This is a genomic window from Allobosea sp. Root483D1 (assembly GCF_001429505.1).
Classification (GTDB): domain Bacteria; phylum Pseudomonadota; class Alphaproteobacteria; order Rhizobiales; family Beijerinckiaceae; genus Allobosea.
On record NZ_LMJW01000011.1, the window covers coordinates 152,343 to 178,143 of the forward strand.

The window sequence follows — 25,801 nt, forward strand, 5'->3', positions numbered from 1 at the left end:
GCGCGGCCCTCGTTCAAACCAGATGTCCCAGGAGCAATGCGGCCTGGCTCGCGGCGGTGTCGGGATGGGCAGATTCGATGGTCGTGCCGGTCAAAGCGTGCAGGGCCTCAACCGTCTCCGCTGTGAAGACGATGGTGCCGTCGGATTCGATGCGCGCGATCCCGTCCCAGGGCAGCGAGGCCTCGTTGGTAGCGATCGCCTGCGCCTCGCTCCAGTGCGCGGGCAGGTCGAGCCGGATGCGGCCGGCCTCGACACTGACCGGATAGCCGCCGACAAGACCGAGCACCCCCGGCAGATGCGTGCGCATCGGCGAGGAACTGAGCAGGGCGCGCATCCCGTCGATCGCCGCAGAGGCGGTGATGCGGTTGAAATGCAGATCGTACGGGAACGGGAACGGCTCGCGCAGCGCCTCATGGCCCAGCGCGGTGCGGTCCTGCCCGTCGACGGTCACCTCGAGGAGGTAGGGTGGCAGCTCCGTGGGCGGCTGCGCCTGGAACACGCCGTATTCGAAAGCGTGCTGGGCGACGAGCCTGACCTCGACCTGCGTCGGCGGCACGCCGAGCCGGCGGCCTACGGAGGCCTGGATCTTGGCGATTGGCTCGCGGACATTGCCGATGCCGCAATCGGGGCCGAACCCCGTCCGGGCCAGGCAGGGATTGATCACATCGGGGAAGGAGGCGGCGATCCAGCGCGCGGCGAGGCCGGAATCGGCCAGCCGGGCCCGGAAGGTCGCCATCGGTGCGAGCTGGAGGCTGACATAGCCGCCGAACGGCACCTTCTCGGCCGCTGTCTCGGTCGCGCCGTCGAGACCGCCGACCTTCCACCAGGGCAGCAGGGTCGGCGCGCTGAAGACGATGTCGGGGGCGAGGCGGCGCAGCGTCGCGACGCAGGCCGGATCGTTGAAGTCGAGCCCGATCGCCTCGAAGTCCGGGAAGAAGCCGTCGATCCCGCAGCCGATCAGGGCGTTGTTGATCCGGGCGCGAGCTTTCTCGACGGAGCGGCTCGCCACCACGATCCGGTCGAACAGGCCGCTGCGGCCGGCGGCTTCGAGCACATTGGTGCCGAGCTCGCCGAGCGAGACGATGAGAAGCGTGGCAGGCATGGTCACCCCAGACGATCGAGGATATCGGCGACGGTCTCGCCGAGCTCGGCGGAGGCATAGCCGCCTTCCTGCACGATCGCGGTCGGCAGCTTCAATGTTGCGATCGCTTCGGCCATGCGCCGGAAGCCGTCATCGCTGACGGCATGGCGCCCGTGCGGATCGTGGACGGAGGCATCGACGCCGAGCGAGAGCACCAGCGCCTGTGGCGCGAAGCGGTGGATGCCGGCGAGCGCCGTCGTCAGCGCGGCGAGGAAGGGGCCGTCGCCGGAGCCGACGAGAAAGGGGACGTTCAGGGTCGCGCCCGCCCCGTCGCCCTCGCCGGTCTGGTCGGCATAGCCCCAGTAGAACGGGTAATACTGGTCGGGATCGCCGTGGATCGAGGCGAAATAGACGTCGCCGCGGCGATAGAAGATCTCCTGCGTGCCATTGCCGTGATGGACATCGACATCGAGGATGGCGACACGATCGAAGCTCCGGCGCAGCTCCTGCGCGGCGATGGCGGCGTTGTTGAGATAGCAGAAACCCATGGCGCGATCGCCGCCGGCATGGTGACCGGGCGGCCGGCAGAGCGCGTAGGCGCAAGCGCTCCCCTCGGCGACGAGCTGTGCCGCGGTGGCGGCTCCCTGCGCAGCGGCATAGACGGCTTGCCAGGTGCCGTCGGTGATCTCGCAGGCCATGTCGCCGGTGTACCAGCCGAGCTGCCCGACCGGGCCGGAGGGCCGGCGGGCATGAGGGCCGCGCGGATGGACGTTCGGCATCGCGGCGGCATCCGCCCCGGCGAAAGCGGACCAGCCGGCGTGGGCGCTCTGCAGGAACGAGACGAAGTCGGCGTCGTGCACGGAAAGGATCGGGGCGAGCCCGAGCTCACGCGGCTCCACCAATGAGTGACCGTGCCGGATCAGTGCATCGCGGATGAAGGTCGCCCGCTCGGCGGTCTCCGGACTGGGCACGATCTGGCCGGCGCGGACGAAGCGCGGGCCCTGGTGCGCCAGTTGCTTAGCCGACCAAATGACCTGCATTCCGTTCCCTCTTTTTCTCCGGGGAAGCGTCTTGACAACGCAAGCCGGCTTGTTTCCAATAGTGAACAAGTGAGCATAATAGAGAACACGGGTCAAGGCGTGCCGCAGGCTGACGGCACGCCGACCACAAGGCGAGGAAGGCTAAAAATGCTGCGGAATACGGCTTCGGGCCAGCTCTTCGAGCGGGCGATGAAGGTGCTGGTGGAGGGGGTCAGTTCGGCCTCGCGCGGGCCGACCAATTATGCGCCCTATCCGCCCTATATGCGCAGCGGCTCGGGCGCCCGCCTCGTCGACGTCGACGGCAACGAATACATCGACTGGATGATGTCCTTCGGCGCCCTGCCGCTCGGCCATGCCCATCCGGCGATCGTCGAGGCGGTCCAGCGCGAGGTCGTGCACGGCACCCATTTCGCCACGGCGCTCGAAGTCGAGGTCGAGGTCGCCGAGATGCTGGTCGACCTCCTGCCGCATGCGCAGAAGATCCGCTTCGCCAACACCGGCACCGAGGCCTGCATGGCGGCGTTCCGCCTGGCCCGCGGCCTGACCGGGCGCTCGAAGATCCTGAAGTTCGAAGGCCATTACCATGGCTGGTACGACGCGGTGCTGCTCAACAGCAATCCGCAGCTGCCGACCTCGCTCGGGCACCCCAACGATCCGATCCGCATCCCCGACAGCTCGGGCCTGACCGCCGGTTCCTGGGCGGACACGCTGGTGGTGCCGTGGAACGACGAGGCGGCGCTGACCCGGGTGATGGAGGCCCATGGCCGCGACGTCGCCTGCGTCGTCACCGAGGGCATCATGACCAATATGGGCGTGATCCCGCCGAAGGAAGGCTATCTCCAGTTCATCCAGTCGATCTGCAAGGCGCATGGCGCGCTGTTCTATCTCGACGAGACGGTGACGGGCTTCCGCCTCGGGGCCGGCGGCTGCGCCGAGCGTTACGGGCTCTCGCCTGATATCGTCACCTACGGCAAGGCACTCGGCCAGGGCTTTCCGATCGCGGCGATCTGCGGTCCCGACCACATCATGGCCGGGCTCGAATGGGGCAAGATCCTGCACTACGGCAGCCACAACGCGCCGCGGCTCGGGCTCTACGCCACCAAGACGATGCTGGAGATCCTGACCGCCGACAAGGCGGCTGGCTTCGACCAGCTGCAAGCCTGCGGCACGGCGATGGCGAGCGCGCTGCGCGAGGTCATCGGCGCCCAGAAGCGCCATCGCGCCATCGTCCAGAATGTCGGCTCGGTCTTCCAGATCTACTTCACCGATCGCGACGAGATCACCGACTACCGCGAGTTCTGCACGTATGTCGACCGGGCGAAGTTCAAGGCTTTCGCCAACGCCCTGATGCATGAGGGCGTCTACATGTCGCCGGCCAACACGCTGCACAGCCTGAGCTCGCTCGCGCATGGCGAGGCCGAGATCAAGGCGACCGCCGAGGCGGTGGCTCGCACGCTCGCGACGCTCTGAGACGGAGCGGGCGGCGAGAGCCGCCCGCTTACGAAAAAACGATCAACAAGGGGAGGATGTCATGACTGATATCAACAAACGGGAGCTGCTCAAGGCCGGCGCCGCCGGCCTTGCGGCGGGAGAGTTGTTCTTCGGCTTGAGCCCGCTAGCGACCGGCTCGATCACCGCACTGGCGCAGTCGCCCAAGCGCGGTGGTGTCGTGCGGGCGGTGGTTCATCCCGAGCCGTCGAGCCTGATGCTTGGCCTCGTCCAGAACACGCCGACGCAGATGGTCGCCGGCAGCATCTATGAGAGCCTGCTGAAATACGGCCACGACCTGAAGCCGATCCCGTCTTTGGCCGAGCGCTGGGAGATTTCCGAGGACGGCAAGGCCTACACCTTCCATCTCAAGCGCAACGTCAAATGGCATGACGGCAAGCCCTTCACCGCCGACGACGTCGTCTTCTCGACTGACGTCTTCCTGCGCGAGCTGCACCCGCGTTGGCGGCCGGTGGCGACCACCCATGTCGAGCGCATCGAGAAGCTCGATGACTTCACCGTGCGCTACCAGCTCAAGAACCCCTTCGGCCCGTTCATCCTGATGTTCGAACTGAGCACGACGCCAATCGTGCCCAAGCATCTCTATGCCGGCACCGACTACAAGACGAACCCGAACAACAACACGCCTGTCGGCACCGGCCCGTTCAAGCTGGCGGAATGGACGCGCGGCTCGCATATCAAGCTCACGCGCAACCCGGACTACCATGTCCAGGGCCTGCCTTATCTCGACGAGATCTACTGGCAGATCATTCCGGACGCCGCGGCGCGCGTCGTCGCTTACGAGACCGGCGCGGTCGACATCCTCACCGGCGGCACGGTCGAGAACTTCGACGTCGCCAAGCTCGCGAAGATGAAGAACACCGCGGTCACCGGCAAGGGCTGGGAGATGATCGCGCCCTTGTCCTGGCTCTGGTTCAACCACCGCCAGGGCCTGATGGCGAAGAAGTCGTTTCGCCAGGCGGTGATGTACGGCATGGACCGGGAGTTCGCCAAGGACGTCATCTGGAACGGCCTGGCGCGCCTCGCGACCGGGCCGGTCAGCTCGAAGACGCGCTTCCACAGCGATAAGGTCGCGGCTTACGGCTTCGATCCGGCCAAGGCCAAGGCGCTGCTCAAGGAGTCCGGCTACAAGGGCGAGCCGATTCGCCTGCTGGCGCTGCCCTATGGCGAAGCCTGGACGCGCTGGGCCGAAGCGGTGAAGCAGAACCTCACCGACATCGGCATGAACGTCCAGCTCGTGACGACCGACGTCGCCGGCTACGGCCAGCGCCTCTCGGACTGGGATTTCGACCTCGCCTTCACCTGGCTGTCGCAGTTCGGCGATCCGGCGCTGGGCGTCGCGCGAACCTATGTCTCCAGCAATATCGCCAAGGGCTCGCCCTGGAACAATGTCGCCGGCTATTCCAACCCGGAAGTCGACCGGCTGTTCGCCGAGGCGGCCGCCGCCAATGGCGATGCCGCCCGGCAGGAGCTCTACACCAAGGTGCAGCAGATCCTGGTCGACGACCTGCCGGTCGCCTGGATGCTCGAGCTCGAGTTCCCGACGATCTACCGCAGCAACTTCAACAACCTGATCAAGACCGCGACCGGCATGAACGACGCCTTCCAGGACGCCTGGAAGGCCTGATATTGGACCGGCCGTCGGCGGGAAGGGGCATTTCCTTCCCGCCGCGGGACCGCGGAGGGAACGCGTGACGTTCGCATTGTTTCTGCTTCGCAAGGCGCTGGGGGCGGCGGTCATCCTGATCGCCATCGCCGCGCTGAACTTTTTCCTGCTGCGCCTCGCGCCGGGCGATCCGGCGCAGGTCATGGCCGGGGAGGCTGGTGCCGGCGACGCCGTCTTCCTGCAGCAATTGCGCGAGCGCTTCGGTCTCGACCGGTCGCTGGCCGAGCAGTTCTGGCTCTATCTCAAGGGCATGCTCAGCCTCGATCTCGGCTTCAGCTATCGCCAGCAGCGCCCCGTGCTCGACCTGATCCTGGAACGGCTGCCGGCGACACTGCTCCTGACCGGCGCGGCACTGATCATCTCGCTGGCGGCCGGCGTCGCGCTCGGCGTCGTCGCGGCGCGCCGGGTCGGGCGCGTCTCCGACAGCGCGATCATGACGGGATCGTTGGTGTTCTACGCCATGCCGCTGTTCTGGCTGGCGATCATCGCCCAGATCGTCTTCTCCAAATATCTGGGATGGCTGCCGAATGTCGGCTACGAGAGCATGGGCGCGGGCTATACCGGCGCCAGGCGCGCGCTCGACATCGGCCGTCACCTGATCATGCCGGCGACGACGCTCGGGCTGTTCTTCACCGCCGTCTACGCAAGGATGATGCGCTCCTCGATGATCGAGGTCTCGCGCTTCGACTACGTCAAAACCGCTTATGCCAAGGGGCTGGCGCCAAGCGCGGTGGTCCGCCACCACATGGTCCCGAACGCGATCCTGCCGGTGGTGACGCTGGCCGGGCTGCAGGCCGGCCAGCTTGTCGGCGGCTCGCTCCTGGTCGAGACCGTCTTCGCCTGGCCGGGAATCGGGCGCCTGCTCTTCGACGCGCTGATCCAGCGCGACTACCAGGTCCTGCTCGGCGTGTTCTTCACCTGCTCGGCCATGGTCATCCTCTTCAACATCCTGACGGACCTGATGTACCGGCTCGTCGACCCGCGCATCGAGGCGGCCTCGTGAACTCCTTCTTGCGAACCTTCGCGCGCAATCGCGGCGCGCTGATCGGGCTGTGCATCCTCGGCATGGTCGTCGCGGTCGCCATCCTCGCCCCGCTGCTCTATCCGGGCTCGCCCTGGCGGATGGTGCACCGGCCGTTCCTGGCCCCCTTCGTGCTCGACCGTGCCCCGCTCGGCTCCGACACTGTCGGGCGCGACATCCTCGCCGGGCTGGTGCATGGCAGCCGCGTCTCGCTGCTGATCGGCCTGGTCTCGACGCTGGTGGCGCTGCTCGTCGGCGTGCCGCTCGGGGCGATCTCCGGCTATTTCGGCGGCTGGGTCGATACGGCGCTGATGCGGATGACCGAGTTCTTCCAGACGATCCCCTCCTTCGCGCTCGCCATCGTCATCGTCTCGATCCTGCAGCCCTCGGTCGCCTCGATCGTGCTCGCCATCGCGATCGTCAGCTGGCCGCCGGTGGCGCGCCTGGTTCGCGGCGAGGTGCTGAGCGTGCGGACACGCGACTATGTCCAGGCGGCGATCGTCACCGGCCTGCCGGTCCACAAGATCATCCTGACCGAGGTGCTGCCCAATGTCGTCTCGCCGGTGATCGTGCTGGCCTCGCTGATGACCGCGACGGCGATCCTCCTGGAATCCTCGCTTTCCTTCCTCGGCCTGGGCGATCCCAATGTGATGAGCTGGGGCTACATGGTCGGCTCCGGCCGCAGCCGCGTGCTCGACCAGTGGTGGATCAGCTTCATCCCGGGCACGGCGATCTTCGTCACGGTGCTCGCTCTGAACCTGATCGGCGAGGGCCTCAACGACGCCTTCAACCCGAGCCTGCGCGCGAGGCGGGCATGAGCGCGGCACAGGCGGGCGAACCCGTCCTCTCCATCCGCGACCTCTCCGTCGCGCTACCGGGCGGCGGCGACCGGGCCCATGCCATCCGCGATGTCGGCTTCGAGGTCCGTCGCGGCGAGACGCTCTGCATCGTCGGGGAATCCGGGTCAGGCAAGTCGATGACCGCCCATGCGGTGATGGGACTTCTGCCGCAGGGGCTCTCGGTTGGCGCCGGCGAGATCAAGCTGGCTGGCCGGATGCTCACCACCTGCTCCGATCGCGAATGGCGCGGCATCCGCGGCCGGGAGATCGGCATGATCTTCCAGGAGCCGATGACCTCGCTCAATCCGGTGCAGCGGGTCGGCGACCAGATCGTCGAGGTCTTCAAGGCCCATGGCGTGCTGACACAGGGCGAGCGTCGCGCCAAGGCGCTGGCGCTGCTCGCCGAGGTCGGCCTGCCCGAACCCGAGCAGCTGCTGCGGGCCTTCCCGCACCAGCTCTCCGGCGGCCAGCGCCAGCGCGTGATGATCGCGATGGCGGTGGCGCTGGAGCCGCATCTCCTGATCGCCGACGAGCCGACCACGGCGCTCGACGTCACCACGCAGGGCCAGATCCTCAAGCTGATCGCCAGGCTCCAGCGCGAGCGCGGGATGAGCGTGCTGCTGATCACCCATGATTTCGGCGTCGTCGCCGAGATCGCCGACCGGGTCGTGGTCATGCATCAGGGCCGGGTCGTCGAGAGCGGGCCGGCCGAAGATGTCCTCGAGCGCCCGCAGCATGCCTACACCAGGGCGCTGCTGGCTGCGGTGCCCTCGCTGACGCCGCCGCCCCCCACCGTGCTCGACGGGCAGCCGATCGCGCTCAGCGTCGAGGGCCTGCGCAAGACCTATGTCAGCCGGGCGAGCCTGTTCGGGACAAAGCGCAGCGTCGCCGCCGCCGACGATGTCAGCTTCACGCTGCGCCGCGGCGAGACGCTCGGCCTGATCGGGGAGTCGGGCTCGGGCAAGTCGACCGTCGGCAAATGCCTGGTGCGGCTGCTGACGGCGGATGCGGGAGCGATCCGGCTGGGCGAGGTCGATTTCCTGGCCCAGCGCGGCGAGGAGTTGCGGACCCTGCGCCGCAAGGTCCAGATGATCTTCCAGGACCCATACGCCTCGCTCAACCCGCGCAAGAGCGTCGGCCGGATCATCACCGACGGGCCGATCGCCCATGGCGTTCCACGCGCCGAGGCCGAGCGGCGCGCCGGCGAATTGATGGAGCTCGTGGGCCTCGGCGCGGACGCCCTGAAGCGCTATCCGCATGAATTCTCCGGCGGCCAGCGCCAGCGCATCGGCATCGCCCGGGCTCTGGCGCTCGATCCCGACGTTATCGTCGCCGACGAAGCGGTGTCGGCGCTCGACGTGTCAGTGCAGGCGCAGGTGCTTGCGCTCCTCGCCGATCTGAAGCGCAGGATGGCACTGTCTCTGGTGTTCATCACCCATGATTTGCGCGTCGCGGCCCAGATCTGCGACCGGGTCGCGATCATGCAGCGCGGCAGGATCGTTGAAATCGGGCCGACGGCCGCGGTATTTGCAGCGCCGGAGCACGCCTACACGCGCGAGTTGCTCGCGGCCGTGCCAGGTGCGATGTCGCAGCACGCGAATGCTGCTGGTACCGAGAACGCGAAAGGTCGTTGACGCATGCCGGATCTCGCGACACCGCCCGTCAACGCGCTCGATCCTGGGGCGGCGCGTCCCCAGATGAGGATCGGCGCGCGGATCCGGGCCTCGCGCACCGAGCAAGGCCTGACGCTCGATGAGACCAGCCGCCGCAGCGGCGTCTCGAAATCGGCGCTGTCGAAGATCGAGAACGGCCGGGCCTCGCCCACCTTCGAAATCCTGGAGCTGATCGCCGCCGGCCTCGGCGTCACGCTGGTCAGCCTGCTCTCGGAGCAAGGCGCTGGCCAGCCCGGCCGCCTGACGACGACGCCGGCCGGGCAGGGACGGCGCAGTGACGAAGCCAACTACATCCACGAATATCTCTGCACCGGGCTGAAGGACCGGCGCATGGTGCCGTTCGTGACCACGGTCAAGGCACGCAGCGCCCACCAGTTCGAGAAGCCGGCCTCGCACCGGGGCGAGGAATTCCTCTATGTGCTCTCAGGCGAGGTCGCCTTCGTCAGCGGTTCCTATGACGAGATCAGGCTGAAGCCGGGCGACAGCCTCTATTTCGACAGCCGGCTGACCCATCTCTGCTATACGACCGGCGATGTCGACGCGACCCTGCTCTGGGTCTGGTGCGAGACGGCCTGAGCGTTCAGTTCAGACCAGCTCCGCCGAGGCGACGATGCGCGTTCCCGGCCTGCCGGCGATGGCGGCCTCGATCATGGCGGCGGCGATGCGCCCGGCGGGGTTGATGCGCCAGGCGCTCGGCAGCACCGGGCCGAGGATGCCAAGCAGGGCGAGCGCGGCGCGCTCGGCCGGACGGGTTTCGCGCCGCTCGCCGCCGATCAAACCCGGCCTGACAAAAGTGAGCGAGGCGAAGTCGAGGCCGGCGAGATCGCGCTCCAGTTCGCCCTTCACCCGATTGTAGAAGATGCGCGAGGCCGGATCGGCGCCGATCGCCGAGTTCAGGACGAAAGTTGGCGTGCCCTGCCGGCTGGCGAGCCGGGCGACAGCGAGCTGATAGCCGTGATCGACCCGGCGGAAGGCCTCCTGCGAGCCGGCAGTGCGCATGGTCGTGCCGAGGGCGCAGATCACCGCATCGGCTGCCCACCAGGGCGCATCCTCGGGCAGCGCCTCGAAATCGATGGTGGGGGCGAGCAATTTGGGATGAGTCGGCAGGGCGCGGCGGGTCGGCGCGACCACCGCATCGATACGCGGATCGGCGAGCGCCTGCGCCAGCACATGGCTGCCGACCAGCCCCGTCGCACCTGCCAGCAGCAGCTTCATCTCGACGGCCTCCGCCCATGACCGGGAGCCAGATGTCGCAGATCGGGCGGAGCCGGTCGAGCCTCAGGCGACCGCAGTCGCCTCCGGCTTCAGTTCTTCCGCCGAGGGGATGCGACCCTCGTACCACCAGGAAGCTGCGGCGCGCGACATCGCCGCCCCGTCATGGCCGATGCCGGGCACGGTGATCAGCGACCAGTTGCAGGCCAGGCCGAGCCTGGCCGCTTCCGCCTTGGCGAAGTCGAGCATGAAATGGGCGCGGGCATAGCGCATCGGCCCCTGCGCCAGCGCCTCTGCCTGCGCCGGCAGGTTCGGATCGCTCGTGACGATGTCCTGGTCGCCGGCGAAGATCACCATCGGCCAGGCCAGCCAGCGCGCCAGCTCCGTGTCGCCGAGGCCGAGCCCGCCGAGTCCCTCCGGGAAGCGCCGCTCCAGCGTCGGCAGCGTATACCAGCCGGAATTGGCGGCGAAGGCTGTCTCGAAGGGTGTTTCGCTCTGCGTCGCCAGCAGGCGGTGCACGAACTGGCCGCCGGCGGAATGGCCGAACAGCTTAACCTTGTCGCGCGTGGTGACGCCTGCCTTGCGCAGCGCCGCCAGCACGCGAGCGGGCACCGCATAGAGCCAGTCGGCCTTCGCGGCGACCGCGCCGTCCTCACTAAGGAGCAGGCCGTTATTATAGCCCTCCGCCTGTGGGAAATGCTCGTTGCCGAAGGTCGGCGCGACGATCAGCAGGTTGTGCTTTTCGGCGGCGTCGATCCAGAAGTCGCGATAATCGTCGCCATTGCGCAGCATGCCGTGCTGGACGAAGACGACCTCATCCTCGGGGCGGTGCCGCGCCGGCCGGTAGAAATTGACCTCGAGTGGGCGCTGCGGATGACGGGCGTCGACGAAAGGCAGGGCACTGCGGCCCTGCGGCGGATCGAGTGTGAGCGTGGTCATGCGGCCTTCGCGATGCTGTGCAGGTGGCAGGCGGCGCTGCGGCCAGGGGCGATCTCGCTGAGCTCCGGGCGGACCTCGCGGCAGACCGCCATGGCGTGCTCGCAGCGCGGGTGAAAGGGGCAGCCAGGCGGCGGGGCCAGCGGCGAGGGCAATTCGCCCTTGAGCGGCTGGAAGGCGCTCTTGCGCCGCGCTGCCGAGGGGATCGCCTTGATCAGCGCGGCGCTATAGGGATGCGCCGGCTCGGCGAAGATCGCCGTGGCGCTGCCGATTTCGACGATGCGGCCGAGATACATGATTGCGACGCGGTCGCTGATATGGCGGACGAGGCCGAGATCGTGGCTGACGAAGAGATAGGTCAGCCCGTGCCGCGCGCGGATATCCATGAACAGGTTGATCACCTGCGCCTGGATCGAGACGTCGAGCGCCGAGACCGGCTCGTCGCAGACCAGGAAGTCAGGCTTCACCGCGAGTGCGCGGGCGATGCCGATGCGCTGACGCTGCCCGCCTGAAAACTGGTGCGGGTAGCGCTCGCGATAGGCGAGGTCGAGACCGACCTCGGTCAGCGCCCGGTCGACCGCGCCGTCGAGCTCGGCCTTCGGCACGAGCTTGTGGACCGCAAGGGCCTCGCCGACGATGCGGCTCACCCGCATGCGCGGATCGAGCGAGGCATAAGGGTCCTGGAAGATCATCTGCACCTTGAGCAGATAATCGAGCCGGTCCTTGCCCTTCAACGCCGCGGCCGAGCGCCCCCGATAGAAGACCTCGCCTTCGGTCGGCGGCAGGATGCCGGTGGCGATGCGCGCCAGCGTCGACTTCCCGCAGCCGGATTCGCCGACGAGACCGAGCACCTCGCCCTTTCGGACGCTGAGATCGACGCCGTCGACCGCCTTAAGGGTCGAGGGCGGTGCATGCCGGCCGATCGCGGTCAGGATGCGCTCGGCGATGTTGGCCTTGCCGCGAAAGTATTTGCGCACGCCGCGCAGCTCGAACAGGGTCTCGCTCATGCCGCCACCCGGTCCGGAACGGGGTTGTGGCAACGCAGGGTGCGGCCGTCATGGGCCTGCGGCTGCGGATCGCTGTCGGTGCAGACGGGAAGCGCCCGCTCGCAGCGTGGCCGGAAGGGGCAGCCCGAGGGGCGCGAGTCGATGCGCGGCGCCATGCCGTCGATCTGGTGCAGGCGCTCGCCGGGCTCGACCATGGTGGCTGAGGAGTTGAGCAGGCCGAGCGTATAGGGATGGCGCGGCCGGTCGAGCACGGTCTCGACATTGCCGATCTCGACGATGCGGCCGGCATACATCACCGCGACGCGGTCGGCGAGCTCGGCGACGACGGCGAGGTCGTGGGTGATCCAGATCACGGCGGCCCCAGTCTCGCGCGAGAGCTTTTGCACCTCGTAGAGGATCTGCGCCTGGATGGTGACGTCGAGCGCCGTGGTCGGCTCGTCGGCGATGATCAGGTCGGGATCGTTCAAAAGCGCGGTCGCGATCGCGACGCGCTGGCGCATGCCGCCGGAGAATTCGTGCGGGAACTGCTTCAGGCGCGTCTCCGGCGAGGAGATGCCGACCCGCGCCAGCGCCTTTGCCGCCTTGGCGAGCGCCTCCTGCCGGCTGCAACCGCGATGCTCGAGGATCGCCTCGCTCATCTGCTCGCCGATGCTGAGCACCGGGTTCAGCGTCATCAGCGGGTCCTGGAAGATCATCGCGATCCGGTCGCCGCGCAATTGACGCAGGCGCTCCTCGGAAGCGGCGCGCAGGTCGGTGCCGTCGAACAGGATTTCACCTGCGACGACCTCGCCTGGCGGGTCGATCAACTGCACCAGCGAGAAGCCGGTCACCGACTTGCCCGAGCCGGATTCGCCGACGAGGCCGAGCACCTCGCCTTTGGCGACGCTGAAGTCGACGCCATCGACCGCCGGCCAGGCGCCGTCCTGCGCATGGAACACGGTCTTGAGGCCGCTTACGGAGAGGAGGGGAGTGTCGTTCATGCGCGCACGTTGAAGCTGCGGCGCAGGCGATCGCCGACGAGGTTGAGCGACATGATCAGCAGTACCAGCGCGATGCCGGGGAAGACGGCGATCCAGTATTCGCCCGAGAGCAGGAATTCGAAGCCGTTGGCGATGAGGAGACCGAGCGAGGGCTGCGTCACCGGCACGCCGACGCCGAGGAAGGAGAGCGTCGCCTCCAGCGTGATCGCCGAGGCGATGCTGATCGAGGCGACGACAAGCACGGCGCCGACCGAGTTCGGCAGCAGATGCGCCAGCATGATGTGGCGCGTCGGCAGGCCGAAGTTCACGGCTGCCTCGATATACTCCTTGCGCCGCTCGACCAGCGCCGCCGCCCGCATCAGCCTTGCATACTGCGCCCACTGCACCAGCACGATCGCGAGGATCACCTTGTCGACGCCGCGCCCGATCGAGGCGAGCAACACGAGCGCGACCAGGATCGAGGGAAAGCCGAGCATGAAGTCGACGATGCGCATTAGCACCGCATCGACTGCACCGCCGAACTGCGCCGCAGCGAGCCCGGCGAGGATGCCGATCGAGAGCGCGCCGATGGTCGAGGCGAGCCCGACGAGCAGGCTGGTGCGCAGGCCATAGAGGATAGCGCTCAACATGTCGCGACCCTGCGCGTCGCTGCCGAGCCAGTAGCTGAAGCCGGTCATGCCCTGCTCGCCAGGCGCCAGCCGGTTGTCCATCACGCTGAGCGCGGCGAGGTCATGCGGGTTCTGCGGTGCGATCACCGGGGCGAGCAGAGCGAGCAGCACCATGATGCCCAGCAGGATCACGGCGCCGCGCGTCGTCGGCCGGTTGCGCAGGCGGCGCAGCACCTTCTCACGCAAGGGCGTGTCGGCCTGCGCCGGGCCGGCGAGGTGGGGCGTGTCCAGGTTCATGCCTGCTCTCCGGCGAGCTTCACCCGCGGGTCGAGCGCGGCATAGAGCACGTCGACCAGGAAGTTGACGGTGACGAAGAGCAACGTCGCCAGGAGGACGTAGGCGACGACCACCGGCCGGTCGAGCTGGTAGACCGAGTCGATCAGCAGCTTGCCCATCCCCGGCCAGGCGAAGACGGTCTCGGTGATGGTCGAGAAGGCGACGAGGCTGCCGAATTCGACGCCGACCACGGTGACAACCGGGATCAGGATGTTGCGCAGCACATGCCGGTTGACGATGCGCCGGGGCCGCACGCCCTTGGCGCGGGCGTATTTGACATAGTCCTGCGTCATCGTCTCAGCGGTGCCGGCCGCGACGAGACGCACGATCAGCGCGAGGTTGGGGATCGCAAGGTTGAGCGCCGGCAGGGCGATGTGCTGCAAACCGTCCAGCGTCAGCAGGCTGGTCTGGAGGCCGAGAAGCGAGACCGTCTCGCCACGCCCCGCGGTCGGCAGCCAGCCGAGCAGCACGGCGAAGAGCAGGATCAGCATCATGCCCTTCCAGAAACTCGGCAGCGAGAAGCCGAGCACGGTTCCGGCCATGACGATGCGGGCGCGCCGGCTGTCCGGGTTGAGGCCGACCATCAACCCGAGCGGGATGCCGACGGTGAGCGCTAGCGTCATCGCCAGCAGCACCAGCTCGAAGGTCGCGGGCAGTCGCGCCAGGATCAGCTGCAGCGCCGGCACGCCATGCACGAAGGAGCGACCGAGATCGCCCTTCAGGGCGTTGGCCATGAAGGTGAGGTATTGCTGCCAGACCGGCAGGTCGAGCCCGAGCCGCCGGATCAGCGCCTGCCGCTCGGCCTCGCTGACCTGCGGCGAGACCAGGAGCTCGATCGGGTCGCCGATGCCGTAGACGGCGAAGAAGACCACGACCGAAACCGCGAGCAGCACGAGCACGCTCTGGATCAGCCGCTGCAGGACATAGGCGGTCATGCGCCGAACCTCGAAAGGATGATCGCCGGCTTACTTCGCCGGCTTCACCGACATGGCCAGCATGAACTGGTCGGCGCGACCGGCGACGGCGAGTTCGGACTTGAAGGCCCAGATGCCGCTTTCGAAATGGAGCGGGATGAAGGCGCCGTCTGCGAGGACCAGCGTCATCGCCTGCTGCAGCAATTCGGCGCGCTTCTTGTCGTCGAGCGTCGTGACCGCGGCGCGGATGACCTTGTCGAACTCGTCGTTCTTGTAGCCGCCATAGTTCGAGCCGCCGAGGGTCTTGGCCTCGTTCGGGGTGGGCGGCCACTGACGGAGGAAGGAGGCAGCCTCGCCGGTGGCGGAGCCCCAGCCGCCGAGCGCGGCGCTGAATTCCTTCTTGGCCCGGCGCGGGAAATAGATCGCCCGCGTCATCGCGTCGACCTCGGTCTTGATGCCGACCTGCGTCAGGTACTGCGCGACGGCCTGGGTGATCTGGCTGTCGTTGATGTAGCGGTCATTTGTCGAGGACAGGGTGAGCTGGAAGCCGTTGGGATAGCCCGCCTCGGCCAGCAGCTTCTTGGCCGCAGCCGGGTCATAGGCGAGCTTGGGCGGGTTCGGCAACGTGCCGGACATGCCGGTCGGTAGGTACTGGTAAGCCGGCTCGGCGGCGCCATCCATGATGCGCTTGACGATCGCCTCGCGGTCGATGGCGAGCGACATCGCCTTGCGAACGCGCGCATCCTTCAGCGGATTCTTGCCGTCCGGCGCCTTGACGAAGGGACTCTCGTCGCGGGCGACGTCGAGCTGGAAGTAGATCACGCGGGTCGAGGGCGTGATGACATGGCCGAAGCGCTTGTCGCCCTTGATCCGGCCGAGATCGCGCGCGGCCGGGTTCTCGATCACGTCGTAGTCGCCGGCGAGCAGGCCGGCGAGGCGCGGGCCGGCATTGGTCACAGGAAGGAAGCGCACGCTCGCCCAGGGCTGCTGCCCGCCCCAATGGTCCGGGTTGCGTTCGAGCTCGATCGACGATCCCCGCACATAGGACTTCAGCTTGTACGGCCCGGTGCCGACCGCCATCGTGCCGTCATTGAAGTTGTTGACCGCCGGCCAGGGGCCGGTGACGCCGCAGTTCTTGGCGATATCGTAGCTGATGGCGTCGTGCTGGACGATCGAGGCGGAGAGGATCGGCAGGCCCGACAGCAGCGTCGGCAGCAGCGGCTCAGGCTCCTTGGTCTCGATGATCAGCGTGCTGGCGTCGGGAGTCTCGACCTTGGCAAAGTTGCCGGTGATGTCGGCGAAGGAGTCGGAGACCTTGGTCTCGTTCTTCAGCGTGCGGCAGAAGGTGAAAACCACGTCCTGCGCGCCGAAGGGCTGGCCGTTGGTGAACTTGACGCCCTGGCGCAGCTTGAAGGTCCAGCGGTTCTTGCCGTCATTCTCCCAGGAGGTTGCGAGGCCAGGCTGCAGCGCCTGCTTCTCGTCCTGCCGCACGAGATTGTCGAAGATGTGCTGGGCGAGCGCGTTATTGGGGGTCAGGTCGTGATAATGCGGGTCGACAGCAGTCGGCTCGGAGGCGAGCGCAACGCGCAGGCTCTGCGCCATGACGGGCGCGCTCAGCATGCTGGCGCCGAGCAGAATGGTGATGAGCGCGCGCTGACGCATCGGTCGGTCTCCGTTCCCGTAGCTGGTCGTTTTGACAGCTTTATTTTCACGCGGTAGCAAACATGAAAATGATCCGACGTCAATCAGCGGGAAAGCCATGTCACGCGCCCTGAAGCCGACGACGGACCTCGCCAACCGCATCGCCCAAGTCTACCCCTCACTCAGCGACGGGCATCGCAAGGCGGCCGACTTCGTCCTGCAGAGCCCGCTCGATTCGGCGACGGTGACGATCGAGGGGCTGGCCGAGAAAAGCGGGACCTCGACCGCGACCGTGACCCGCTTCGTCCGGGCGTTGGGCTATCGCAATTATGGCGATTTCCGCGCGGCGCTGTCGACGGCACTTAAGGTCGCGCTCGGGCCGGTCGAAGGTCTTGCCGATGCCCGCGCCGCAGCCGGCTCGGTCTTTTCCACCATGGCGACGACATTGAAGGGCGAGGCCGCCAATCTCGACGAGGCGATCGCCACGTTGGAGGAGGCGACGGTCAACCGCGCCATCGCCTTGCTCCTGAAGGCGCGCCGCATCTTCATCGTCGGCTCGGGCGCGAGCCACTATGTCGGCGCCTTCCTCGAGGACGGGCTGGCGCTCTATCTCGACGCCGATGTCGTCTTCGCCTCCTCGCGCGGCGGGCCGGAGCGCGCCGTCCGCCACATGCTCTCGGCCGGGCCGGAGGACGTCGTCATCGCGATCTCGCTGCCGCGCTATTCGCGCGCCACGCTGGAACTCGCCAAGTTCGCCAAGAAGCGCGGTGCCATCCTGCTCGCGCTCACCGACGGGCCGTCATCGCCTCTGGTTCCGCTGGCGGACATGACGCTGTACGCCCCGGCCCGCAACAGCTTCCTGCCCAACTCGCCGACCGCTGCTTTCGCGGTGGCGGATGCCCTGATCACGACGCTGGCGCGTGAGCGCCCCGATGCGGTCGAGGCGCTGAAGGGGCTGAGCGAAAGCCTGCTCTGGACCTTCCACTATTGAGCGACCCGGCGTGCCGCCATCGCCGCGCCGCACAACTGGCCCGCGCAAATCTCTCATGTACGCGCTCGCTCTCTGCTTTTAGAATGATTCGTAGAAACGAGATGTGCTCGTCGACAGCAGGGGAGGCCGCGCGTGAAGGCGGATCTGTCGCGAAGAAGCTTCCTCAAGGCCGGCGCTGCCGGCATCGCCATCAAGATTTCCCTGCTGCCCTCGGCCACCCAGGCGGAACTGATCGAGACGCCGCCGCGTCCCGGAGCCGACTGGCTGGCCGGCGGCAAGCCGAAATACCGGCTCGACGCCATCGCCAAGGTCACCGGCGGCAAGACCTTCACCCGCGACTACCGCGCCCGCGATCTCGACGGCTGGCCGAAGGAGCAGGCGCACGCCTTCATGCTCCATGCGACGCGGGTCGACCGCGTCTTCGACGGTGTCGACCTTGCCCTGCTCGGCGGTGATCTCAAGCCCGACCGGCTGGTGCTGCAGGAGGATCTCGTCGCCGACGGCGTCGCGCTGCCGGCACCGTGGCCGGGCTTCTATGGCGACGTCTTCTTCGTGCCGAAGGGCCAGACGGCCCGGCTGCTTGGCCAGCCCGTCGCGATGCTGATCTATCACGACTTCGCCCGCTATGACGCAGCCAAGCGCAAGCTGCGCTTCAACGACAAGGTCGTGCGCTATGGCGCCGAAGGGCCCTCGACCACGCCCGGCCCCTATGGCGCGGCGCGCTATGTCCGGATCGACGGCGGCAATCCCGATGCCGAGGACCGCTATTCCGCGCTCAAGGACACGACGATCCGCGCCGGCTTCAAGGGCACCGAGCCGCAATGGCCTGCCCCCGGCGAGGGCGACGCCATGGCGCGCGGCATGGCGGCGGCGGCGGAGATCGAGCGCGAGATCGCCAACGCCGGTGACGACGTGCTGGTGCTGCGGCGCTCCTACTCGACCCAGTCGGCCGACGCCTCGGCGATGGAGGCCGACAACGGCAATGTCTGGTACGAGCGCTCGACCGGCGTCCTGCACGCTCTGATCGCGACGCAGTCGCCGCACGAGGTTGCAGAGATGGCGGCCCAGTTGGTCTCGAAATCGAAGTTTCCGCTAGGGAGTATCGACCTCAAGATCGGCTACACGGTCGGCTACGGCACCAAGGACCACGCGATCTTCCCGTTCTTCTGCGTGCTCGCCGGCCTCTATGGCGAGGGGCGGCCGGTCAGGCTCGCCAACGACCGCTACGAGCAGTTCCAGACCGCGCTGAAGCGCCATGCCTTCCAGATGGACAAGGTCATGGTGATCGACCGAAAGACCGGCAAGTTCCGGGCGATGACCGGGCGCTACCGCAACGATGGCGGCGGGCGCGAGAACTTCTCGGTCTCGGTCGGCACGGTCGGCGCGACGGCGGCGCAATCGATCTATTACCTGCCGAAGAGCGACTTCTCCGCCGCGATCATGTCGTCGCGCGCGGTCGATGCCGGCTCGATGCGCGGCTACGGCACACTGCAGACCATGGCGGCGACCGAGATGATGGTCGACGAGGCTGCCGAAGCGCTCGGCCTCGATCCGATGGAGTTCCGGCGGCGCAATGCGCTGAAATCGGGCATGAAGAACTCGCAGGGCGCGATTCCCTCGGGAGCGCTGCGTCATGACGAGATCCTGGCGCGGGCGGAAAAGCATCCGCTCTGGACGAACCGGCAGAAGCGGAAAGCCGAGTTCGAGGCCAACAATCCCGGCAAGAAATACGGCGTCGGCTACGGCCATGTGCACAAGGACTACGGCACCGGCGCGGAAGCCGCGCTCTGCGCGCTCGAATTCGATGCGAGCGGGCGGCTGAAGCTGTCGCATGTCGCGCATGAGATCGGCACGGGCGCCACGACCTCGCAGGCGGTGATGGCCGCCGCCATCCTCGGGCGACAGCCGGACGAGACCGTGTTCGGCAAGGTGCGTTGGCCGCAAATGCCGCTGGAGACCACCGACGAGCCCTATACGCTGTCGCAGGAGGAAGAAGACAAGCGGATGGCCAATCCGCGCTGGACGCCCAGCTTCACCTCGCCGATGAGCGCCTCCAACAGCGTCTATTATCTCGGCCACGCGACACGCGAGGCGGCCCGGGCACTGGTCGATCTGACGGTCTGGCCGGCGGCGCGCTCGCTCTGGTCGCGCGGTATCGGCGGCGGCCAGATGGCGCCGGAGGCGGTGCGCCGCGAGGACCTGCGCGTCGTCGACGGCAGGGTCACGGCTGCCGCGATGCAGCCGCTCGCCTTCGCCGAGATCGCGGCCGAGGCGCACCGGCTCGGTCTCGTCACAGGCGTCACCGTGCACAGCTTCAACCGCTGGCAGTGGGCTGAGGCCGAGTTCGAGCTGCCGGGGATCGGGCGCCGCCGCTTCGCCATCGACGCTCTGGCGGTGAAATACGGCGATGGGGCACCGGCCGAGCACAAGGCCCTGATGACGCAGGGCGACTGGCATTTCGTCGAGCGCGCCTCGGTCTCCTACCCGTCGGCGCAGCGCAACAATGCCGGCGTCACCTATTATGCGCCGATGGCGACTCTCGCCGAGATCGTCGTCGACACCGGCAGCGGCGAGGTCAGCCTGCTCTCGCATCACTCCATCCTCGAATGCGGCAACCAGATCGTGCCGGAGCTGGTCTCCGGCCAGATCCAGGGCGGCCTCGCCATGGGCATCGGCCACGCCCTGAAGGAGTATCTGCCGCTCTATGAGGACGGGCCGGGCGACGGCACCTGGAACTGGAACCGCTACGAATTGCCGACTTCCAGGGATGTCGCGGTCTGGAATCAGACGGCGGAGGTGCTGCCTCCGCTGTCCGATACCGATCCGCCCAAGGGCATGGCCGAGGTGGTGATGATCGCGGTGGTGCCGGCGATCGTGAACGGCGTCGCCCACGCGATCGGCAAGCGCTTCTACACCCTGCCGCTCACGCCCGAGAGGATCCGAGAGGCGCTGGCATGACGATCGCGACCAAGACGCTCTCCCTGACCATCAACGACAAGGCCGTCGGCCCGATCGACGTGCCCGAAACGATGCTGATGCAGGACTTCCTCTACGAGTACCTCAACCTCACCGGCTCGCGCATGGGCTGCGGCCAGGGCATCTGCCATGCCTGCACCGTCGTGCTGGAGAAGGCGGACGGCTCGCTCGAGGAGATGCGAACCTGCATTACGGGCGCGCACTGGTTCGCCGGGCGCAAGATCAGGACCGTCGAGGGGCATGCCAGGCGCGACGCCAATGGCGCGATCACCGAGCTCTCGCCGGTCCAGCTGGCCTTCATCGAACATTTCTCCTTCCAGTGCGGCTACTGCACGCCCGGATTCGTCACCGGCGCGACGGTGCTGCTCGACCAGTTGAAGCGCAACCCAGTCAGGCGCGAGGCGCTGGAGCAGGTGATCAGCGCGGCGCTCGACCGCCATATCTGCCGCTGCACCGGCTATGTCCGCTATTTCGAGGCGGTGCGCGATCTCGTCCTCAGGACGCCCGGCTTGGTGAGGACGTAGCGCATATGGCGAGGAAGCTGCTTCTGGCCGCTCTGGCGGTCGCCGTCGTCGGTGCGCTCGCGGCGGGGGCCGTGTTCCTCGGCCTGTTCGAGCGCAGCGTCGTCGCCAGGGAGATCGAGCAACCACTATCAGCCGAGCAGATGAAGGCGCTCGCCAAGCGCGGCGCCTATGTCGCCGTCGCCGCCGATTGCTATGCCTGCCATGTCGTCAAGGGCGGCGCGCCCTGGGCCGGCGGGCTGCCGTTCGAGACGCCGCTCGGGACGATCTTCTCGACCAATATCTCGCCCGACAAGGAATACGGCATCGGCAACTGGACCCGCGCCGAATTCCACCGTGCCGTGCGCGATGGCGTCGGCAAGCACGGCCATCTCTATCCGGCGATGCCCTACGCCTCGTATCGCAAGCTGACGGCAGATGATGTCGACGCGGTCTATGCCTTCCTGATGAGCCGCGAGCCGATGAAGGTGGCGAACCGCGCCAACCACATGCCCTTCCCGCTCAACATCCGGCAGGGCCTGACCTTCTGGAACCTGGTCAACCTGCCCACCGACACGAAGACCGAGATCACCGGGCGCTCGGCGATGTGGAATCGCGGCCGCTATCTGACCGACGCGCTCGCCCATTGCGGCGAATGCCATACGCCGCGCAACCTTGCGATGGGCATGAAGGAGAGCGCCTATCTCCAGGGCTCGGAGCTCGAAGGCGTGGTGGCGCCGGATATCACCAAGGCCGGGCTGACCCGGATGGGCTTCGATCCGCTGGTGTTCGCTGGTTTCATGAAGTCTGGTATCTCGGCGCAAGGGGCGATGACCAACCAGATGTTCGAGGTCGTCCACTTCTCGACCCAGTATTTCACGGCCGACGACCTCGCGGCGATGTCGGCCTATCTCTTCGACCTAGACAAGCTGCCGGAGCGCGCGACCCCGCTGGCGCCGCCGCAACCCGTCGCGGTCTCCGCGGATGTCGCGGTCTCGGCTCGCGCCAGCTATCTTGCCGTCTGCGCCAGCTGCCATGGCGTCGAGGGGCAGGGCATCCCGCATGTCGTGGTGCCGCTGGCGACCAATGCCTCGCTGCGGCTGGCCGATGCGCGCAACCTGAACAAGGTCATCCTGACCGGCATCCCGGCCCAGCGCTTCCCCGGGCTGGAGCGCATGCAGCCCATGCCGGGCTTCGCCGCGCAGCTCTCCGACCAGCAGGTCGCCGACCTCTCCAACTGGCTGCGGGCGAGCTGGGGCGGGCAGAAATCGAGCGTCACGGCGGACGAGATCAAGCGGCTGCGCTGAGCCCGGATAGAAGCGGCGCGACATCGGTGGGCATGATGATTTCGGAGGGTTGAAGGGCGTCTCGCGCCCTTCGCGCATCTGCGTGTCGAGAGCCTGGCGCCGGTCAGCCCCGACGCGGGCGCATTTGACAACCACGACTCCTTCCATGTGACATCTGGCAGGCAAATCGTTCTGCTCCCGGCAGCGGGATCGCCGGTCGATCCGGCCAATTCTCCACCATGGTGCCTCGTCATGAACATGCGCGCAGCTCCCGCCGAGCTTTCCTCGGCGTCGTTTGGAATCGGCCAGCCGGTGCCGCGAAACGAGGATCCGATCCTGGTACGCGGCGAGGGGCGCTACACCGACGATCTGTCGCTGGACGGACAGCTCTATGCGGCTTTCGTCCGCAGCCCGCATGCGCATGGCGTGATCGAGGGCATCGATACGTCCGCCGCGAAGGCGATGAAGGGCGTGATCGCGATCTATACGGGGGCCGATATCGACGGCCAGGGCTACGGCCCGCTGCGGTGCCAGATCGACCTGCCGAACCGCGACGGAACGCCGATCCGCAAGCCGATCCGCATGGCACTGGCAACCGACAAGGTCCGCTTCGTCGGCGATCCCGTCGCCATGGTCGTGGCCCGCACGGCGGTTGAGGCGCGCGATGCCGCCGAGGCGGTCGCGCTCGACATCGCGGTCCTGCCTGCCGTCATCTCCGGCGAGGACGCCCTCGCCGCCGGCGCGCCGCAGCTCTATGACGAGGTGCCGGGCAACCTCATCCTCGACTACCATTCCGGCGATGCCGAAAAGGTCGCTGCCGCCTTCGCTGGCGCTGCCCATGTCGCCAGGCTGCGGATCGTCAACAACCGCATCGTGGTCAACCCGATCGAGCCCCGCTCGGCGATCGCCAGCTATGATCGCAAGGCCGGCCGCTACACGCTGCATGCTCCCAGCCAGGGCGTCTTCGGCCTGCGCAACAACCTCGCGGCGGCGATGGGCGTCCCGGCGGGCCTGATGCGGCTGGTCACCGGCCATGTCGGCGGCTCCTTCGGCATGAAGGCCTCGGTCTTTCCCGAGCATGTCGTGCTGCTCCATGCGGCCCGCCTGCTGAAGAAGCCGGTGAAGTGGACGGACCAGCGCTCTGAAAGCTTCGTGGCGGACCATCACGGCCGCGACATGGTGTTCGAGGCCGAGCTCGCGCTCGACGCGCGTGGCCGCTTCCTGGCGACGCGCTTCACCGGCATTGGCAATATGGGGGGCTATCTCTCGCCGGTCGGGCCGATGATGGCGACCCTGAACATCGGCAAGAACAGCGTCGGCATGTACCGCACGCCGCTGGTTGAGGTGCAGGCCAAATGCGCCGTCACCAATACGCCGCCGATCGGCGCCTATCGCGGCGCCGGACGGCCCGAGGGCAATTATTTCATGGAGCGGCTGATCGATGCCGCCGCCCGGGAGACGGGGATCGACAGTGCCGAGCTGCGGCGACGCAACCTGATCAAGCCTGGGCAACTGCCCTGGGCGACGCCGATCGGGACCGTCTATGACAGCGGCGATTTCCCGGCCCTGTTCGCACAGGCGCTCGAAGCTGCCGATTGGAAGGGCTATGCGGCGCGCCTGCGCCGGAGCCGCAAGGCGGGCAAGCTGCGCGGCCGCGGCATCGGCTGCTATCTCGAAGTCACCGCGCCGCCGAGCAATGAGATGGGCGGCCTGCATTTCGAGCCCGACGGCAGCGTCACCATCGTCACGGGAACGCTCGACTACGGACAGGGGCACTGGACGCCCTTCGCCCAGATCCTGTCGAGCCAGCTCGGTGTGCCCTTCGACAAGATCCGCCTGGTGCAGGGCGACAGTGACCGCTTGATCGCCGGCGGGGGGACCGGCGGCTCCAAATCGGTGATGGCGAGCGGATCGGCGATCATCGAGGCGAGCGAGCTCGTCATCGAGAAGGGCAAGCTGCTCGCAGCCCATTTTCTGGAGGCAGCTGCGGCCGATATCGAGTTCACTGGTGGCCGCTTCAGGATCGCGGGGACCGACCGCGCCATCGGCATCATGGCGCTCGCCGAGAGGCTGCGGACGGGAGCGCCGCTCCCTAGCGACCTGCCGCAGACGCTCGATGTCGACCATGTCTTCAAGGCGGCGCCATCAGCCTATCCGAATGGCTGCCATATCGCCGAGGTCGAGATCGACCCTGAGACCGGGCAGGTCGAGATCGCCAGCTACGTCATGGTCAACGACTTTGGGACGGTGGTGAACCCGATGATCGTCGAGGGGCAATTGCATGGCGGCGTCGTCCAGGGGATCGGCCAGGCGCTCTATGAGATGACGGCCTATGACGAAGCCGGCCAGCTCATGACCGGTTCCTTCATGGACTATGCGATGCCGCGCGCGGCGGACGTGCCGTTCTTCTCCTTCGCCAGCCGGGGCGTGCCGACGAGCACCAACCGGGTCGGCGCCAAGGGCTGTGGCGAGGCCGGCTGCGCGGGATCGCTGCCCTCGGTGATGAACGCGGTCGTCGATGCGCTCGCGCCACATGGCGTGCGCCATCTCGACATGCCGGCGACGCCGCTGGCGATCTGGAAGAGCATCCACGCGCGCGATTGAAACAGGGCCGTTGCCGGGCTCTTGCTGGCCGGCAGGATGCGTCACGCCTCGCCGGGATCGGTCACGTCGATGTCGATCGCGAAGACGCGGCTGCCACCCGGCGCCAGCAGGGGCGACGGGGCGTTGCGCCCGTCCTCGAGGCGCCCGATCGAACAGGGTTCGATCGACATCACGGCAGCGCCCGGCCGCAAGTCGCGCCAGAGCTGCAGCCAGGGCAATTCGACGGTATCCCAGTGAAAGGCGATGGTCGCTCCCTTGCCGCGCACGCTGCAGCTCGCCTGTGCGCTGGTCGCGGGGTGCAAGGAGGCCGGCACCATCGCGTCTTCGGGCACGGAAAGCGGGCCCGCCAGGCATTCGCCGTCGAGCTCGATCGTGCCGCCTTCGATCATCGGATAGCCGAGGTTGAAATGGTAGAGCGCCATGACCGGAGCGGGCTCGGCGCCGATCACCGTCACGCGGTCGCGAAGGCTGAGCGAGCTGCCGCCGATCGGAGCCTCGATCCGACGATGCAGGCGGTAGCCGAGGCCGCCATGGGCCCAGCAGATCGCCTCGCCCTCGCAGAACAGCATCGGCACGGCGGCGTCCCAATCCTCGCCATGGGCGGTAAGCCGCGCCGGGGTGAAGGGAGCCGAGCCGTGCAGGGGCCGCCCGTCCGCCGGCTGGCGGATATGGTCGAAGCCGCAGGTGTTGAGGAAGCCACCGAAGGCCGTGCTGAAGCGCCGCTCCCGGTCGGCCGGACCGGTATCGGGCCGGCGCAGGCCCGCGGGGCTTTGCCAAGCGAGCTGGACGCCGCGCCAGGATAGGGTCGCGATGTCCATCAAGCGCCCGGCGGTCACCCAGAAATCGAGCCCGCCGCCGGTCGAGAAGGCCAGGGTCTCGATGCCGGTCTCGGGGCCCTCGCTCAGGACGATGCGGCGCACGCTGGCGAATTGCCGGGGATCGGCAGCGAGATGGCGCGGAAAGGTCGCCGGCTTGCGCATC

The 25,801-nt window shown here is 67.6% G+C and carries 21 protein-coding genes; 11 read left to right on the forward strand and 10 right to left on the reverse strand.

Annotated elements, in window-relative coordinates:
• Positions 1–13 precede the first annotated feature (13 nt).
• Both ASE66_RS10570 and ASE66_RS10575 read right to left on the reverse strand, forming a co-directional pair.
• The gene (locus ASE66_RS10570; protein ID WP_057189579.1) at positions 14–1,102 is read right to left on the reverse strand and encodes a hypothetical protein; all 1,089 of its coding nucleotides are present in this window, start codon (positions 1,100–1,102) and stop codon (positions 14–16) included.
• A 2-nt stretch (positions 1,103–1,104) separates the two neighbouring features.
• Positions 1,105–2,121, reverse strand: a complete 1,017-nt coding sequence (locus tag ASE66_RS10575) for a histone deacetylase family protein (protein WP_057189580.1) — start codon at positions 2,119–2,121, stop codon at positions 1,105–1,107.
• A 147-nt stretch (positions 2,122–2,268) separates the two neighbouring features.
• On the opposite strand from ASE66_RS10575, the gene ASE66_RS10580 reads away from it, so the two are divergent.
• From ASE66_RS10580 to ASE66_RS10605, 6 genes are all read left to right on the forward strand, one after another.
• A complete protein-coding gene (locus ASE66_RS10580) occupies positions 2,269–3,591 on the forward strand; it encodes an aspartate aminotransferase family protein (protein ID WP_057189581.1) in 1,323 nt (440 codons plus the stop codon).
• Between the two features lie 61 nt (positions 3,592–3,652).
• Complete coding sequence (locus ASE66_RS10585; RefSeq protein ID WP_082613343.1) at positions 3,653–5,257, forward strand: ABC transporter substrate-binding protein; 1,605 nt, start codon at positions 3,653–3,655, stop codon at positions 5,255–5,257.
• A 64-nt stretch (positions 5,258–5,321) separates the two neighbouring features.
• Complete coding sequence (locus tag ASE66_RS10590; protein ID WP_156412099.1) at positions 5,322–6,299, forward strand: ABC transporter permease; 978 nt, start codon at positions 5,322–5,324, stop codon at positions 6,297–6,299.
• Complete coding sequence (locus ASE66_RS10595; protein WP_057189582.1) at positions 6,296–7,135, forward strand: ABC transporter permease; 840 nt, start codon at positions 6,296–6,298, stop codon at positions 7,133–7,135. Before ASE66_RS10590 ends, ASE66_RS10595 begins: the two co-directional genes overlap by 4 nt.
• Complete coding sequence (locus tag ASE66_RS10600; RefSeq protein WP_057189583.1) at positions 7,132–8,790, forward strand: ABC transporter ATP-binding protein; 1,659 nt, start codon at positions 7,132–7,134, stop codon at positions 8,788–8,790. Before ASE66_RS10595 ends, ASE66_RS10600 begins: the two co-directional genes overlap by 4 nt.
• A gap of 3 nt (positions 8,791–8,793) precedes the next feature.
• Entirely contained in the window at positions 8,794–9,405 is a 612-nt protein-coding gene (locus ASE66_RS10605) for a helix-turn-helix domain-containing protein (RefSeq protein ID WP_057189584.1), read from the forward strand.
• 9 nt (positions 9,406–9,414) lie between these two features.
• On the opposite strand, the gene ASE66_RS10610 is transcribed toward ASE66_RS10605, so the two are convergent.
• From ASE66_RS10610 to ASE66_RS10640, 7 genes are all read right to left on the reverse strand, one after another.
• Positions 9,415–10,044, reverse strand: coding sequence for an NAD(P)H-binding protein (locus tag ASE66_RS10610; protein ID WP_057189585.1), 630 nt, complete (start codon positions 10,042–10,044; stop codon positions 9,415–9,417).
• Between the two features lie 63 nt (positions 10,045–10,107).
• Positions 10,108–10,980, reverse strand: a complete 873-nt coding sequence (locus ASE66_RS10615; protein WP_057189586.1) for a hydrolase — start codon at positions 10,978–10,980, stop codon at positions 10,108–10,110.
• Complete coding sequence (locus ASE66_RS10620) at positions 10,977–11,984, reverse strand: ABC transporter ATP-binding protein (RefSeq protein WP_057189587.1); 1,008 nt, start codon at positions 11,982–11,984, stop codon at positions 10,977–10,979. The genes ASE66_RS10615 and ASE66_RS10620 overlap by 4 nt, the downstream gene beginning before the upstream one ends.
• Positions 11,981–12,964 (reverse strand): ABC transporter ATP-binding protein, encoded by a 984-nt coding sequence (locus ASE66_RS10625; protein ID WP_057189588.1) that lies wholly within the window; start codon positions 12,962–12,964, stop codon positions 11,981–11,983. Before ASE66_RS10625 ends, ASE66_RS10620 begins: the two co-directional genes overlap by 4 nt.
• The gene (locus ASE66_RS10630) at positions 12,961–13,869 is read right to left on the reverse strand and encodes an ABC transporter permease (protein WP_057189589.1); all 909 of its coding nucleotides are present in this window, start codon (positions 13,867–13,869) and stop codon (positions 12,961–12,963) included. Before ASE66_RS10630 ends, ASE66_RS10625 begins: the two co-directional genes overlap by 4 nt.
• Positions 13,866–14,843, reverse strand: coding sequence for an ABC transporter permease (locus tag ASE66_RS10635; protein ID WP_057189590.1), 978 nt, complete (start codon positions 14,841–14,843; stop codon positions 13,866–13,868). The genes ASE66_RS10630 and ASE66_RS10635 overlap by 4 nt, the downstream gene beginning before the upstream one ends.
• A gap of 30 nt (positions 14,844–14,873) precedes the next feature.
• On the reverse strand, positions 14,874–16,484 hold the full coding sequence (locus ASE66_RS10640) for an ABC transporter substrate-binding protein (protein ID WP_057189591.1): 1,611 nt from the start codon (positions 16,482–16,484) through the stop codon (positions 14,874–14,876).
• Positions 16,485–16,581: 97 nt separating this feature from the next.
• Between ASE66_RS10640 and ASE66_RS10645 the strand changes: the two genes are divergently transcribed.
• From ASE66_RS10645 to ASE66_RS10665, 5 genes are all read left to right on the forward strand, one after another.
• Entirely contained in the window at positions 16,582–17,454 is an 873-nt protein-coding gene (locus ASE66_RS10645) for a MurR/RpiR family transcriptional regulator (RefSeq protein WP_057189592.1), read from the forward strand.
• Between the two features lie 132 nt (positions 17,455–17,586).
• Entirely contained in the window at positions 17,587–20,412 is a 2,826-nt protein-coding gene (locus ASE66_RS10650; RefSeq protein WP_057189593.1) for a xanthine dehydrogenase family protein molybdopterin-binding subunit, read from the forward strand.
• The gene (locus ASE66_RS10655; protein WP_057189594.1) at positions 20,409–20,954 is read left to right on the forward strand and encodes a (2Fe-2S)-binding protein; all 546 of its coding nucleotides are present in this window, start codon (positions 20,409–20,411) and stop codon (positions 20,952–20,954) included. The genes ASE66_RS10650 and ASE66_RS10655 overlap by 4 nt, the downstream gene beginning before the upstream one ends.
• A 5-nt stretch (positions 20,955–20,959) precedes the next feature.
• A complete protein-coding gene (locus ASE66_RS10660; RefSeq protein WP_057189595.1) occupies positions 20,960–22,237 on the forward strand; it encodes a cytochrome c in 1,278 nt (425 codons plus the stop codon).
• A 231-nt stretch (positions 22,238–22,468) separates the two neighbouring features.
• On the forward strand, positions 22,469–24,820 hold the full coding sequence (locus ASE66_RS10665) for a xanthine dehydrogenase family protein molybdopterin-binding subunit (RefSeq protein WP_057189596.1): 2,352 nt from the start codon (positions 22,469–22,471) through the stop codon (positions 24,818–24,820).
• 41 nt (positions 24,821–24,861) lie between these two features.
• Here the strand turns inward: ASE66_RS10665 and ASE66_RS10670 are convergent, their stop codons facing one another.
• Positions 24,862–25,800 carry a DUF4432 family protein gene (locus ASE66_RS10670; RefSeq protein ID WP_057189597.1) on the reverse strand — a complete coding sequence of 313 codons (939 nt, stop codon included), beginning with the start codon at positions 25,798–25,800 and terminating at the stop codon, positions 24,862–24,864.
• Position 25,801: the final 1 nt, after the last annotated feature.